The 15,294-nt window shown below is 68.7% G+C and carries 8 protein-coding genes; all 8 read right to left on the bottom strand.

Annotation, left to right across the window (positions count from 1 at the left end):
* Positions 1-38 precede the first annotated feature (38 nt).
* From ON062_RS00535 to ON062_RS00500, 8 genes are read right to left on the bottom strand one after another with little or no spacing between them, the layout of a single operon-like run.
* Entirely contained in the window at positions 39-1,817 is a 1,779-nt protein-coding gene (locus ON062_RS00535; RefSeq protein ID WP_274645185.1) for a serine/threonine-protein kinase, read from the bottom strand.
* Positions 1,814-3,247: an FHA domain-containing protein gene (locus ON062_RS00530; protein ID WP_274645184.1), complete on the bottom strand. Its 1,434-nt coding sequence runs from the start codon at positions 3,245-3,247 to the stop codon at positions 1,814-1,816. Before ON062_RS00530 ends, ON062_RS00535 begins: the two co-directional genes overlap by 4 nt.
* Positions 3,244-4,107 carry a PP2C family serine/threonine-protein phosphatase gene (locus ON062_RS00525; protein WP_274645183.1) on the bottom strand — a complete coding sequence of 288 codons (864 nt, stop codon included), beginning with the start codon at positions 4,105-4,107 and terminating at the stop codon, positions 3,244-3,246. The genes ON062_RS00530 and ON062_RS00525 overlap by 4 nt, the downstream gene beginning before the upstream one ends.
* Entirely contained in the window at positions 4,104-4,481 is a 378-nt protein-coding gene (locus ON062_RS00520; RefSeq protein WP_274645182.1) for an FHA domain-containing protein, read from the bottom strand. Before ON062_RS00520 ends, ON062_RS00525 begins: the two co-directional genes overlap by 4 nt.
* The gene (locus tag ON062_RS00515) at positions 4,478-6,787 is read right to left on the bottom strand and encodes a transglutaminase family protein (protein WP_274645181.1); all 2,310 of its coding nucleotides are present in this window, start codon (positions 6,785-6,787) and stop codon (positions 4,478-4,480) included. The genes ON062_RS00520 and ON062_RS00515 overlap by 4 nt, the downstream gene beginning before the upstream one ends.
* Complete coding sequence (locus ON062_RS00510; protein ID WP_274645180.1) at positions 6,784-8,043, bottom strand: DUF58 domain-containing protein; 1,260 nt, start codon at positions 8,041-8,043, stop codon at positions 6,784-6,786. Before ON062_RS00510 ends, ON062_RS00515 begins: the two co-directional genes overlap by 4 nt.
* Entirely contained in the window at positions 8,043-9,014 is a 972-nt protein-coding gene (locus ON062_RS00505) for a MoxR family ATPase (protein ID WP_274645179.1), read from the bottom strand. The genes ON062_RS00510 and ON062_RS00505 overlap by 1 nt, the downstream gene beginning before the upstream one ends.
* Before the next feature lie 40 nt (positions 9,015-9,054).
* On the bottom strand, positions 9,055-15,141 hold the full coding sequence (locus ON062_RS00500; protein ID WP_274645178.1) for an Ig-like domain-containing protein: 6,087 nt from the start codon (positions 15,139-15,141) through the stop codon (positions 9,055-9,057).
* Positions 15,142-15,294 lie beyond the last annotated feature (153 nt).

Raw genomic sequence — 15,294 nt, 5'->3', positions numbered from 1 at the left:
ATTCTCGTCGCTCTCGTCGCTCACGTCGCTCACGTCGCTCACGGAGCGCACGCCCTCACCGGCTCACTCGACGAACCGTTCGCCCGCACGGTCATCACTTCGAGGCACGTGCGACCCGAAGCGTCAGCGTCAACGGTGACCTCGGTGTCGGCGACCGACGTGTAGGCAGGCTCGCCGCCGGCGGCATCGACGACACCGTAGAGGTAGAAGTCGCCATCCTGCGGGTCGGGGTTGGACCATGTGAATCGGATGCCATCGCTCGACTCGCTACCGGCGAGATCGGCTGGCTCGGGAACGACGGTCGACAACGGATCCTGCGGCTGCGAACTGGTCAGCGGGGTGGGCTCGACCTCTGCCGGCCCCGATAGCAGGCCGGGGAGTGACACCGCGACCACCGCGATGAGGATGAGCGCGGCAGCGCCAGCGCCGAGCGCGATCCACAGACCCCGCCGCGAACGCGCGATCGGGGATGACACAGCGGCCGTCGGCGGCGGCCCGGTGAACGCCATGGGTGCCGGGTCGACGGGTACCGCGGCGGGGCTCGCCGCGGTGAGACCCGCCGGCGCGGTGCCACCGCGGATCACCGTGTGATCGAGGTCCTGTGCGCCGTCGGCGCCCGGTGCCGCGTAGGTCGGCGAAGCGCCCGCGCCCGACGCCGCATCCGTGGCGGGTGCAGCGCCCGGCGCGGGCGCGAAGGCGCCGGGTGCGAAAGCGGCGCCGCGGGCGATCGTGGCATCCGTCCCATCCCCCGCCGGAGCGAACCCGCGAGAACGCTGCACAGTGCGCGACTGGGTTTCGGCGCGAGCGTCGGTGGTGTCAGGCGCGAATGCTGCCGTGGTGGGACGCGTGAGCCCGGCCGCCGGGCCGGTGGCCGGGTCGATGCTGACCACGCCACGCACGCGGGTCAGGCCGTCGTCATCGTCCTCGTCATCGTCTGCCTCAGCAGAGTCGTCGAGGATGTCGATGGGCGTCACCGCGTGCGAAAGCTCGATCTGCACCTTCTGCAGCGCGCGCGCAAACGCGAGGGCGCTCTCGTATCGGTCGCCCCCCGACTTCGCCATGGCACGCTCCAGCACGTGCTGGAGCGAAACGGGGACGTCCGCGCGCGCGACGGCGGGCAGCGGCATCCGCTCAATCCGCTCCATCAGGTCGGCCGCGGTGTTGCGCTGATCTCCGAGCTCGAACGGCGACCGCCCCACGAGCAGCGAGTACACCGTCGCGCCCAACTGGTACACATCGCTGCGCGCATCGCTGCGCGGAACATCGGCAAACGCCTCGGGCGGCGACCACGGGATCGACAAGCCCGCCGATTCGTCGGCCGCACTTGTCGTCGAAGCGATGCCGAAGTCGGTGAGCGCCGGGCGGTTGTACTCGGTGACCAGAACGTTGGCGGGCTTGATGTCGCGGTGCAGCACGCCCGCGCGGTGCGCCGTCTCGACGGCCGCGGCGACCTGCACGCCGACGCGCAGCGACTCGGCCACCGAGAACGGCTCGCGGCGGTAGCGCACCTGCAGATTGGGCTTGGGGCAGTACTCCATCACCAGGTACGGGCGCCCGTCGCGTGCGACGCCGGCCTGGTAGATCGTGACGATCGCGGGGTGCGTCGACAGCATCGCCATGACGTTGGCCTCGGCGGTGAACTCTTCAACCGATCCGCTCGACATGCGATCGGGGAGCAACACCTTGACGGCGACGCGGCGCTTAGGCAGGTGTTGCTCGTACAGGTACACGTCGGCGAATCCGCCCGAGCCCAGCACGTCGATGAACGTGAAACCCTGCAGGTCGGGTGGCGCGGCTGGCGCGCGCTTCGCGCTCACGCGTCTTCCTCGACGGTCACCGTGACGCCGTCGCCGAGGTCGAGAATGTCGCCGTGCACGACAACGGTCGCCTCGTGCGGGTGCAAGCGCACCGGGTCGGCGCCCGAGCGCACCAACAGCGTGCCGTTCGTGGTGTCGAGGTCGGTGGCGACGATGCTGCCACCCTCGACGCGCACCTCGAGGTGGCTGCGTGAGATGTCTTGTTGGGGCGACTCGACGGTGATGAGGTGCGGCAGATCGGTGCCCGTGATGCGCGTCGAACGCGGGCGACGCCCGAAGACGACGGTGCGATTGAGGGGAACAACCTGCCCCGTCGACACGCGCAGCTGACCGGGTGATGGAAGGCGGGGAGGTGCGAGCGGGGGTGGTTCGGTCGAGCCTGCGGCACTGCCGGACGATGCCGGAAGATCGGATGCCGCGCCCCCGCCGGCCGCGCGCTGTCGCGCCGCCCGCGCCTCGGCGAGAGAAACGGTCTGCCCGTCGTGGTCGCCCAGAGCGGGGGCAGGCCGCGGTGTCCGAGCAGCTGCACCCTCGACCCCTGCGCGCATGACCGTCGCCTCCGCGACGTCGTCGTCGGCCGGCGTGTTCGGCGTGTTCGGCGTGTTCGCCGCTGAGCCGCTGCGCTCGGAGATCTCGGTCGCATCGAAGTCGTCGTCGACCGCTGAACCGTCGGACGCGGCTTCGTCGTGCTCTTCGTCGCCCACGGTGAACGTGGTCTCTTGAGGAAGCAGGGTGTCGCTCAGCGCGAGCACTGCGGCTGAGTCGATGATCCCCGGGGCAGCGGAAGGGGGAATGGATGCCGCGCCCGCCGGCTGCGATGGAACCGACGCCTGGCGTGGCGGCAGGGGCGGTCGGGGGCTCACGGGCTCGGCGGCACTGAACCCGTGAGGCACGAGCCCGGGAACCGGCGGACCGATCACCGGCGGCGCCGGCGCGACCTCGGCTCGGTCGGCATCGGCGTCGGCATTGGGCTCAGGGTCTGGCTCTGCCGCGGCGTCCGGAACCCACTGGATCTTCGAGACGAGGACGACCCCCGCATCGATGGGCAACTCGCTGGGCGCGTCAGCGGTGGCCGCACTCACGGTGACCCGTGAGGCAGAGCCCAGCACGCGTTCACTCCACGTGGTCACTCCCGCGCCGCTCAGCAGCTCGGCTCCCCCTGCGCTCTCCACCTCAACGGCGATATCGCCGCGCACGGCGATGCGCCACGAATCAGACTCACGCAGCACGACCGCGAACGGCGGAATCGCCGCCAACGACGTGCCGTACGCCCCTGTGAGGGCTTCGAGCACCGCGGGAAGACCTCGGCCGGCAGCGACATCGTGCCACACACGGGCGACCAGCGACGCCGAGGATTCCGGGCTGAGCATGACGAAGCCGTGCGGGGTAACGGCAACCGGGTGAGCACCCGGAGCATAGTGAGCGGTCATCGGCGCGCGCCTCCTGTCATCGCACGCGGGCGAGTGTCTTCATCGAGATCGTCATCGGTCGGCGGTTCGATCGGCGCCGCCGGCGGGACGGTGCGGTCCAGGGCGCGCGACCCATCGCTACCGTGAACCGTCACCGCGTCGGCGACGACGGCGGTGATGTTGTCTCGCCCACCCTTGAGCATCGCTTCGTGGACCAGGCGGGTCGCTGCCTCCTGCGGGTCGGCGACGCTCCCCAGAATCGCGGCGATGGCGTCGTCCTCGAGTTCGTCGGGGAGTCCGTCTGAGCACACCAGAATGCGATCGCCCTGCTCGGCGGGGACCAGCCAGTAGTCAGTCTCGCTCTCGCTGTCGGCTCCGATCGCTCGCGTGATGACGTTGCGCCGCGAGTCTGTTCGCGCGGCGGCGACGGTGAGCGTCCCGGCGGCGACGAGTTCTTGTACGACCGTGTGGTCGACACTCAACTGCTCGAGCTCTCCCTCGAAGAAGCGGTAGGTGCGCGAATCCCCCACGTTGAGGGTGAGCCAATATGCCGTGCCGTCAACGTCGCAAACCACGACCCCCGACAGCGTGGTTCCCGCGCTCGCTCCGTCACCCGCGGGGAGCGCGTGTACCCGTTGACGCGCGCGACCGAGCGTTGCCCGAACTTCGGCGAGCGCGACGCTCGGTCGCCCCACGAGTTGTGCGAACTCATCGATCACCGTTGCGCTGGCCACTTCGCCCGCGTGGTGCCCGCCCATTCCGTCGGCGACGAGGAAGACCGGCGCGGCCGCGATGTGTGAGTCCTCATTGAGCGCGCGACGCAGTCCGGGGTCGGTCGCCGCTCCGCACGCGACAACGATCGGCGGGGGTGCAACAGTCATGCGGCACCCCCCACAACCGCACTGCGGTCACCGAGTTCGATGCGGTCACCGACGTGAAGGGAGTATGCAAGGCCGGCGATCAGTGGCATCCGCTCGCCCCCTCGCACTCGCACCGTGCCATTGGATGAGTGCCGATCGGTGATCCACGTGCCGCCGGCATCGCGGCCGATCTCGCAGTGGGTGCGCGACAGCGACAGCGTCTCGTCACGCAATGTCACCACCACCGCTCCGTCTTCCCACGCGGGATTGCGCCCGCACAGCATGCGATCGTAGACCGCCGTCCGTGTGCCATCGTCCCACGTCAGGGCGAGAACGGGTGCTGCCGCCGAGTCATCGCCCGCGTCTGAGGGGGCGTAGGGCGACAAGGTCGTCATGCGTCGTGCCCCGCTTCCCGCCGGGACGTCCGCGGACTGCGCAGCGCGAATCGCGTGCCCGCAAGCAGTGAGCGCAGGCTCAGTCGTGCGCGCAGGCGCCCCCAGACCGACGTGCTGCGGCCCATCTCGGCGACGATGTCGTCGACCTGGCGCCAGAACTCGGCAACGTCCTGGTCGGTCGGGTCGGTCGGCCCGAACACCTCGGCGTCGGCGCGGGCGGCGAGCGTGACGACCGCCGTCTGCTCGAAGGCGGTACTCACGGTGGTGGCATCATCCATCCGTGTACCGCCAACTCGCACCGGGCTGCCGTAGTCGGCGGCCCGGTCGACGAGTTCCTCCCACCCACCGCTGATGCGGTCGGCGCTGCGCTCGGCCTGCAGGCGGCGACGACGGCGAGATGCCTTGATCGCGCCGATGATCAGGAACGGCGCCAGCAGCAACGCGAGCGTGAGCAACAGCGACCCGGCGATCAGCAGGATGAAGCCGTATTCGAACGCCGACTCTTCTTGGTCATCGTTCTGCTCCCGCTCGTCGGGAACGGTCGGGGGCAGGTCGACCGGCTCTTGCTGCGGAGGCGGCGGCTGCAGCACCTGCGGCTTCGGGTCGGCCCGAGGCTTGGTGGTCTGGTCGCTCGGAACCTGATCTTCGGGCGGCGTCGGATCGAACGGCACCCAGCCGGCCCCGTCGAAGGCGACCTCGACCCACGCGTGCAGGTTCTCGCCCGTGGCCGTGAATACGCCCGAAGCCGTCTGGTTCTCGTCGGGGTGGAACCCCATCACTACGCGTGCGGGGATGCCGATCGAGTTCGCCAGCAACGCCATCGCGACGGCGTACTGCTCGTCATCCCCGACCATCTGCTCCGAGCCGAGCAGGGTGGTGATGCGCTCGGCACCGTGCCCGGCGCGCGAGAGGGGCTCTCCCTCGAGGCCATGACTGAAGAACCCTCGCTCCGAGAGCGACTGCTGCAGCGCGCGCACCTGTTCGATCGGGGTCTCGGCGTCGGCGACGGCCTGTGAGGCGATCTCGACGAAGTCCTGCGGCACGCCCTCTTGGGCCGGCATGCGCACCGGCGCGAACGGCGTATCGGCCAGTGCCGTGTCGTTCGGCGTCTCGGGGATCACCACGTCGAGGTCGTACTCGGCTCCGGGCTGCACACCCGAGGTAAGAACCGCCGTCTGCGTCGCCGCGTTGTAGTGCGCCGCGCGTCGAAGGTCATCAGCGCTCTCCCCGGCGAAACCGATCTGGGTCACGGCGCCCACCGTCGGCAACCACACGCCCTTCAGGTCGGCGATCTGCACGTGAACACTCGCCGGGGTGCCCTCGGCATCGGGCGACATTTCGGGACGCACCGGCACGAACGCGCTCGATGACCCCGCGCCGCCCTCAGAGACGTTGTATACCGTGCCCGAATACGCGTCCATCGCGGCGATGCGCACGCGCGCACCCTGCGGAAGACCCGACACGGTGAACAGAGGATCAGCGTCGAAGTCACGCACGTAGCCGCGGAACGATTGCAGTGGGCTGGCGTACTCCTTCACGTCGAACGGGGGAATCACCACGTCACGCAGCACGTATCGCGGGCCCGCGGGCGCGGCAAAGCCCGCGGTAGCGACCCCGATGACCACGGCCAGCGCGACAACGCCCGCTCCGGTCAGCACCCGACGCACGTGCGACGTGGACACCGGTCCCTCGCCGAGAGATACCGCGCCCTGCGCGGGAGCCCATGCTTGCCGCACCGCCAACCAGACGATCGCGACAACCGCGAACACCACACCCTCGATCACGGGCAGTGCCGGATCGGAGGTACCCAGCGCGATCTGCAACGCGAGGAACGCTCCCGCCGGAAGCAGAGCCCACGCGGCATGCCGGGCGCGCAGCGCGAGCGACGTCACGAGAACGGCCGAGACGAGCGTGAGCAGGAAGGGGGCGATGAGGAACCCCTCGGCGGCGGGGATCGGCGCCACCGTGGTGAGGATCTGCTTCCACGACGTAACGACACCGAGCGCCAGCTGCGTCCACGCATCCAGCGTCGGGATGCCGAACACGGTCGCCTGCGGCACGGCCAAGGCGGGGCCGACGATGAAGTACGTCACGACGGTGATCGCCGCGATGGTCAGCGCGCTCCATCCCCGCCAGGCCGCCACGGCCGCAATCGCAACGCCGAAGATCGCCGCGCCGACAACCGCGGGAAGATACCCGGGCCCGGCGAACGTCGGCCAGAACCCGACGATGGGCACGGCCAGCAGCAAGACGGTGGCGCTGAGGTCAGCGAGCCACCGCTTGCGCGGGATCGGCGTCCGGGTCATGCGAGCACCTTTCGCAGAGCCGGCGGCAACTGATCGAGCGACCCTATGGTGATGACGTCTGCTTCGGCAATGCGGCAGCGACTGGATGCCGCGCCCGAGTCGGCCACGATCACCAGAACGCGCGCGCCGTAGGGCAGGCGCGCGCAGGCGGCGCGCAGGGTCGCGACGTCGACGGAGGAGCCGCACAACAACACCACGACCGACGCGAGGGGAAGGGATGCCGCGACCGTACCCGCCAGGTCGAGAAGGCGCGGGTCGCGGGAGCGCGACGACTCCAGCGCCGCGAGCGAGTCGAGAAGGCGCTTGCCCGAAGCCGCGGCGAGCTGCCGGCCCTGCACCTGGAGGTCGACCTGGCGTGAGTCGCGGATCGCGCGCAGGCCCAGCGAACCGGCGGCCGAGATGGCGAGCTCGAACTCCTCCGCATCGGCGTAGTCGGCGGGGTTGCGCGACAGTCCCAACACGAAGTGGGAGCGCCGTGTCTCTTCGTACTGGCGCACCATCACGGTGCCGGTGCGTGCGGTCGACTTCCAGTGCACGTGCCGCAGGTCATCGCCCGGCTGATACTCGCGCAGGGCGTGGAACGAGACGTCGTCAGGCGACAGGTCACGGGCCGACATGCCCTCGAGGTCGCGGAAGAACCCGAGCGACTGGCCCTCGAACGACACGGTGCGGGGGTGCACATACAGGTCGACGGGCTCGTCTCGGTGGTGGACGCGCTCGAACAGGCCGAGGGGGTCGCCTCTCACGACGCTGACCGGGCCCACGGAGAGCACGCCGCGCCGATTCGTCGGAATCGCGAACAGCTCTTCCACTTCGGCGCCGGGTGCGAGCCTGCCCACCGCGAACACACCGCGCCCACTACCCACGGGGAGGACGACACGCGAGGGCAGGATCGCCCGCGAGCCGGTGTTGGAGAGCGTGAGCGCGCCGACGGCCCGGTCTCCGACCACCACGCGCGTGCGGGTGAGGTCGAGGGACACGTCGTACGCGGTGCGACCAATGAGGAACAGGGCACTGAGGGCAAGGACCGCCGTCATCACGACGGCCGTCACGGTGAGTTCGAACCAGCCCAGCGCCGCGCCGGCGATCCAGAGAGTGATCGCCACACCGATCAGCACCCACGTCGCCGGGCGCACCACTTTCACGACGGCGCGCAGGCGCGCCACGATGACCGATGACGCGTGGCCCGCGGCATCCGTCCACCATGACCGTCGCTCCTCGACCTCGGGAGCGACAGCAGCCGTCGATGTGGTCATCAGGCCACGGCCCTCGCCTGCGGCGCGGCGACGTCCTCGACGACACGGGCGATCACGGTCTCGGCCGTGATTCCGGAGAATTCCGCCTCGGGGTCGAGCACCAGGCGGTGGGTCCACACCGGCTCGACGAGGTGCTTGATGTCGTCGGGCGTGACGTAGTGACGCCCGTGCGAGGCAGCCCACACCTTGGCGATGCGGATCATCGCCAACGAGCCGCGCACCGAGACACCCAAGCGGGTGGACGCGTGATCGCGCGTGGCCTGCGCGAGCTCGGCCGCGTAGCGCAAGACGGCCGGTTCGACGTGCACGGTCGCGGCGAGGTCGGCCATGTCCGCCACCGCGCCGGTGGTGATGAGCGCCGTCAGTCGGTCGGCGGGGTTGCGCTCTGCGGCACCGGCGAGGATGCGCTCGGCGACGTCGAGGTCGGGGTAGCCGATCGATGTCTTGATGAGGAAGCGGTCCAGCTGCGCCTCGGGCAGCTTGTAGGTACCGGCCTGCTCGATGGGGTTCTGGGTCGCGATCACCAGGAACGGCCGCCCCACGGGGTGCGCCGTGCCGTCCACCGTCACGCGGGATTCTTCCATCACCTCGAGCAGCGCGGACTGCGTCTTCGGCGATGCGCGGTTGATCTCGTCGGCGAGCACGATCGACGAGAACACCGGTCCCCGGTGGAACTCGAACTTGTGCTGCGCCTGGTCGTAGATGGTCACACCCGTCACGTCGCTGGGCAGAAGGTCAGGAGTGAACTGGATGCGCGTGCTCGTGCCCTGCACGGTCGCCGCGAGCGCCTTGGCGAGGCTGGTCTTTCCCGTTCCGGGCGCGTCTTCGAGGAGCACGTGGCCCTCGGCGATCATGCTCGCCAGCACGAGACCGACCACCTCGCGCTTGCCCATGAGGGCTTGATCGACGTTGTCGACCAGGCGCGAGAACGTGCCTTGGAACCAGCTGGCTTGTTCGGGTGTCATGGTCATGGTGTCGTTTCCTCTCGAAGAGTGTGAAGCAGTCGGGGCATCACCACGTCGCCCTCTCGCTGGTTCCCCAGCCGTCGATGATGAACCAGGCTTGGGTGCCGGCTGCGCCGCCGAAGTGGCAGCCGAACTCGCGCGTGAACGAGCCCGAAATGTAGACGTTGTTGTAGGTGCTGAACCCACCGGGCGTCGCGTAGTGCGCACAACGCACCCTGTAGTTCCCCGCGGGGAAGTTCTCGGTGTGCAGCACCATCTTGTGACACAGCGTCGTTGTGCACGTCGCACTGTTGGTGCGCGTGCCCTTCGTGGTCCACGCTCGTGCCTGCGGCGGTGGTGGTGCGGCGACCGTCGTCGCCGAGGCGGACCGGACGTTGCTCACCTGACCCTCGGTGTCGTACGCGCGTACCTCGATCTTGTGGGTGGTGCTGTACGCGTACGTGTTGGTACGCGAACCGTTGTTCGCCACGTTCTGCCACCCGCCGCCGTCGATGCGAATCTGCACCTGATCGATCGCTCGCCCGTTCTGCGCCGGAGCGCTCCAACTGAAGGTGATGTCGCGCCCGCTCCGGCTGGCTGATGCGCCGGGGGTCCCGACAGGACCGTACGGCTTCTGTGCCGCCGACGCCGTCGATGCGGGGCCGTTGTAGCGCACGCCATCGAGCGCGGTGTACGCGCGCAGGCGCACGGTGTAGTTGGTGCCGTTCGTCAGGCCCGTGATCACGTTGTTGCTCGGCAACGCGTTCCACCCGCCACCGCTGAGGGAGTACTCGTAGCGCAGCTCTGACGCCGTTGCGCCGTTACCGGATGCCGCGGAGTAGCTCACCGTGAGCCGTCGGTCCCCCGGCACTGCCGACACGTTCGACGGTGCCCCCGGCTCACCGAAGGCGCGCCGCGGCGACGAGGTCGCACCCCACTCGCTCCAGCCTGCCTTGTTGCTTGCGCGGACGCGGAAGGTGTAGTCGGTCGTGGACGTGCCCACCGAAATGGCCTGCGTGCGCTGACCCGCTGGGATTCCGGTGATCGTGCGCACAACGCTCGACCCCTGGCGCACCTGCAGTTCGTAGCCTTCGATGTCGGCGCCATTGGTCGTCGGCTGCGTCCAGGCCACCTCGAGCTGCGCTTGCGATCCGACCGGCTCTAGACGCGCCACGCTCGGCGCGGCCGGCGCATCGGGTTGACGTGCGGGAACCTCCGATGCCGACCAGGGACTCCAGCTCGACGGGTCGGGCGCGCGGTTATGGGCGCGCACGCGCACCTGGTAGTTCGTGCCGTTCTCCAGGCCATCCCAGACGAGCGAGTTGCCCGTCACCTTGGTCTTCTGTGCGATGCCCGACGGCGGGGCCGGTGAGATTTCCAGCGTGAACGACTCGACCGGAGACCCGGGAGTGGTCGGGGTCACCCACGCCACCTGCAACGAGCGGTCGCCGAACTTCAGCGTCGGCGGAGCCGGCGTGTCGGGTCGGGCATCCGGCCGTGCCGTCGCCGAAGGCGCCGATGCGTCAGAGTCGCCGACGCGGTTGTGGGCGATGACGGTGAAGTTGTACTCGACGTTGTTGGTGAGTCCGTCCAGCGTGCACGTCGTTGCCGCGCATTCCTTGGTGTAGTCCTGCGCTACCGCCGACACGGTGTACCCCGTGATCTCGGCACCGTTGTCTGCGGGCGGGGTCCACGACAACACGACGGTGCGGTCTTGCACGCTCGAGACCGTCGGCGTACCAGGGATATCGGGGCGCCCGAGCACCGTGAGCGTGATGCGACCCTCGACCTCGCGGTCAGGGTCTGCCGTGGCATCCTGCACCCGATACCGCACGACCAGTGTTCCGACGAAGTCAGGCTCCGGGCTCACGAGCACTTCGTCACCCGTGACTTCGGCCAGGCCACCGGCCGTCTCGGGCAGCGCCGAGACCAACGTGAGCGGCTCGCCCGGGAACGGACTGACGTCGTTGCGCAGCACGGGCACCGACACCGGAACACCCTGGTGCGCCTCGGCGACGACATCGTCGACGGCCGTCGCGAGCGGCTTGGTCGACGCGGTGACGGTGACCACGACGTCACCGGCGATCGGATCGGTCTCACCATCGGTGATGCTGAGGGCGAGCGTCGCCTGCGTCCCCTTGGGGGTCGCCACGTCTGCGCTCACGAGGAGGGTCTGGCCGTCGATCGACGCGCTCATGCCATCGGGCGATCCACCCACGAGCGTGTACGACATCGAGTCGAGGTCACCCTCGTCGATGTCGGCGGTGAGCGCGCGCAGGTCGAGGGATGCCGCCTCTTCACCGGGCGCGACGCTGATCGCTCCGTTGGTGAACGTGGGCGGCTGGTTGTCGGGCGGGAGCACCGTGATCGGCAACGTCAGGGTGGCCTTGATGCCCTCGGGGTCGTCGGGCCCCGTCCCGTCGGTCACTTCGAACGTCAGGGCATCCTGGCCGAAGTATCGATCTGCTGACGTGTACACCAGTGTCGTCTGGTCTTTCACGAGCGCGTCACCGTTGCCGTGGACCGCACTGACCTTCGCAGCCTCGGTGATGACGAGCTTCTTCCCCGTGGAGGTGCGCACGTGATCGGTGAGCGGAATCTCGACGGTCTCCCCGCTCTTCACCTCGAGCGGCTCGGTCGAGATCAGCGTCGGTGGGAGTCCTTCGAGAGAAGGAACACCGATGAAAGCGGATGCCGTCAGCCCGTCCTGATCGGTGATGGTGTAGGTCAACAGGCGCGGGCGGTCTTCGAGCGTGATCCGCACCATCCCGTCTGAGAGCACGCGCGCGCCGGTCTCGACGCCGCTGAGCGACACCTCGAGCCCGTCGATGGTCCCGTCGGGGTCTTCGTCGTTGGCCAGCACCTCGAGGTCGACGGTGTTCTCTTCACTAATCTCGTCAACCAGCACGCGGTCGTCTCGGGCGATGGGACGAAGGAGGGGCACGTCTTCGTCGACCGTGATCTGCAGCACCGCGATCGCCTCGGCACCGCGCTCGTCGCGAATCGTGTACTGCAGGGAGGTGTTGCCTTCTTCAGCCGGTGCGGTGACGATCACGCGGTCCCCGAGCACCTCGGCGTCGAGCTCAGAGTTCTCCGGCAGGATCAGCCCGTCGCTGAGCAACGTCAGCCTGTCGCCCTCGGGGTCAGAGTCGTTGGCGACCACCGGGACGGCGACCGAGCGGCCGGGGCGCATCACCACGGAATCCTTCACCGCGTACGGCGCCTGGTTGAACGCGAGCGACGGCGCGATACCGACCCTCACTGCGGCTGTGGCCTCTTGGCCGAGGTTGTCGCGCACGCGATACGTGAACACGTCCTCGCCGACGGCGTCGCCGACGGCTTCATACGTGAGCGAATTCGCACCGACCTCGATCACGCGGCCCTTCGTGGGAGCCGAGGCGATCCCCACCAATTCCACCGAGTCCCCGTCGGGGTCGATGCCATCCAAGGTCACCGGGATGCGGGTCTGCGCACCCGTCAGCACGCGCGCGGTGATGTCGCGTGGCTTCGGCGCCTGGTTAGTCTCATCCGACCGCGGGAGCACCTGGATCGTGATGTAGCCGGCATCCTTCTGCCCCGCACTGTCGACGACCTCGTAGGTGGCGTAGGTCGTGCCGGGTTCTGTGCCCGCGCGGAAGCGCACGGTGTTCTGCGAGACGAAGATCTCGCCCTCATCGGCGGACGGCAAGGGCTCGACGAGATCGGGGGCGACCGTCATCCGGTCGTTGTTCGGGTGGTAATCGTTGTCGAGCACCGGGATCGTCACCACGTCACCGACACGAACGACCACTTCGTCGTCGTTCGCCACCGGCGGGCGTAGCTTCGACGGCGGCGGCACCGGAATGACCACCACTTCACCGTCGGCGCTGTCGCGGCCGTTCGAGATCGTGTAGCCGATCACGATCTGCTCCGTGAGAGCCGCCGTGTCCGAGATGCGGAGCGTCTCGTGGCCGAGCACAGACACCGACACCCCGCTGTCGCGATTGACAGACACCGACTGGATCACCAAGACCCCGCCGCTCGGGTCGGTGTCGTTCGCCAGCGCGTTCACGAGGACTTCGCCACCGCTAGGAAGCAGGGCGACATCGCGGACGGCGACCGGTGGCAGCTCGGTCAGTTCCGGTTCGGTCACGTCGATACGCACGATGCCGGGCGCCATGCGCGAGCCGACGGCGGCGAGATACTGCACGTAGTAGACGCCGGCCGAGTCCGAAACGAACGAGAAGCGGTTGGCGCCGAAGTCGGCCCGGACCCGCGCCCCGTCGATCTCGTCGACCCGCGCGAGGCGCAGCGGCTCGGTACTTCCGCTCGTGTCATTCGCCAGGGGCGATACTGTCACCGTCTGACCGACGCGCGCCTGGATGTGGTCGGCGTTCGTCACCGGATCGGTCGACCCTGCCGGCCGTACGTCGATGCGGACGATCCCCTGCGTCGCCTTGTCGCCATCCGACACGGTGATCTCGACGTCCTTGCGACCGTTCGTGAGCCCCAGGGCTCGGTACGTGATGCGCCCGTCGGCGGTGAAGTCGACCTCGTCGCCTTCGGCGGGGACCACCGACCGCAGGAAGACGTCGTCACCGTCAGGGTCGATCCAGTCGGGGAGGACGTTGTAATCGACCACCCCGCCGGATTCGACGATCAGCGATGTGATGCGCTTCTGCTTGGGTGCGCTGTTGGTCTCCCAGCCCCGCACGGTGAGCGCCACGGTGGCGCTGGCCGTGCCACCACGGCCGTCATCCACTTCGTATTCGAAAGACGCGGTCCCGGCGGCGTTCTCGGGAACGGCGATCTGCAGGCCGGATCCGGCGTTGATCGACTGCACGTCACCGAGCGAAGGGCCACCCTCGGGCAGGGTGACGGTGAGCACGTCGCCATCGGCGTCGGTGTCGTTGTCGAGCACGGGGAGCACGGTGCTGCGGCCCGGGCGCACGCCGAAGGTGTCATCGACCGCGATGGGCACGGTGTTCTTCTCGCTGCGCTCGGGCAGCGTCGTCTCGACCGTCTCTTCGGCGGTGTCTTCGTCGTTCTCCTCCGCCTCACCTTCGGGCGGGGTGATGTCGTTCCAGTTGTCGACCTCTTGAAGATCGTCGCTCGCCATCCACGCGGTGCCCCCGATGATGTCGTTGAGCACGATGACGTCGCGATTGACGCGGAACTTCAGCTGCGCTGTCTCGTCGGCGCCCGAAATCGGAGCGGTCAGGTCGTCATCGGTGCCGACACAGTCGCGGATGAACATCGCCGATGCCGACCAGGCGCCGTACGCGCACCCCAACAGAGAGACGGGGGCTGCGGGAATGCCGTTCGCTCCAGCGGGAATCTCCACCGGATCCGAACCATCGAAGGGCACCCGCACCAGAGCATCCGATGTCGCCACAAGGGCGGCGTCGGATTGTGCCGACGCGTACTGCAGGACGGCGTCATCGCTCGCGCCGATCTCCGCGCGGAGGCCGCGAGAAGTGATGACAGAGCCGGATGCCGCATCCAGCACGACGGCGGTGTCGCCGACGGCGGTGATCGTCAGGGTGTCACTATCGGCAAGCTCCTCGATGCCCGCACGCGACGGCTCTTCCGCCTCGCCCTCCGCATCGACGGGCACGGTGATGATCTCGGCATTCTCTGGCGAGACCGCGTAGACCGTGCCGTCGAGACCGACCGTCACATCACTGTCCGGTCCCAACTCGACCGTCGGTTCCTCACCAGCGACTTCGAGTGCACCGACGCTGTCAACAGGAGCGACCCACAGCGCACCACTCGCAGAGTCGAGCACCGCGATCGTCGGCCCGCCAAGGGCGACCTTCGCGCCGGCGGGAACGTTGCTCGAATCGGTGAGCGTGACCATCGCGGGATCGATCGTCGTGATGGCGGATGCCGCCTGATCGACCATGATGACGTCGTCACCAGACTGCAGGATGTCGTACTCGTCCGCGGACGTGCGCAGCCCGCCGTCCAGTACCTGGGACTGGTGGTTGAAGTGACCGATCAGCAAGCTTGACTGCTTCGTCACCCAGACGCCGCCGTCGTGAAGATCGACTTCGGTCGTGGGTAATCCCTCGTAGGCGAAAGCGAGCGACGTAATCACCACGGCCGAAGCAGACAGCACCGACGCCGATGCCACAGCCCGCGGGCGGGCGCGCATCCAGGCGAAGGCTGTCATGGCGCGGTCGACCCCCGGAGTGGTTGCGGTGTGGTAGTGATAATCTCGCCCGCGCGAATGGTCACAGTCGGAGCGAAACTACGGCCCGATCAGGATAACCCGGCAGCGAGAGGCCTCCGTACGCCATTGACGGGGACAATTCCCCGTCCTACG

The organism is Microbacterium sp. C7(2022), assembly GCF_028823665.1.
Lineage (GTDB): Bacteria > Actinomycetota > Actinomycetes > Actinomycetales > Microbacteriaceae > Microbacterium.
The sequence above is the reverse complement of the archived record's forward strand: the minus strand, read 5'-3'. Positions and strand labels throughout refer to the sequence as shown.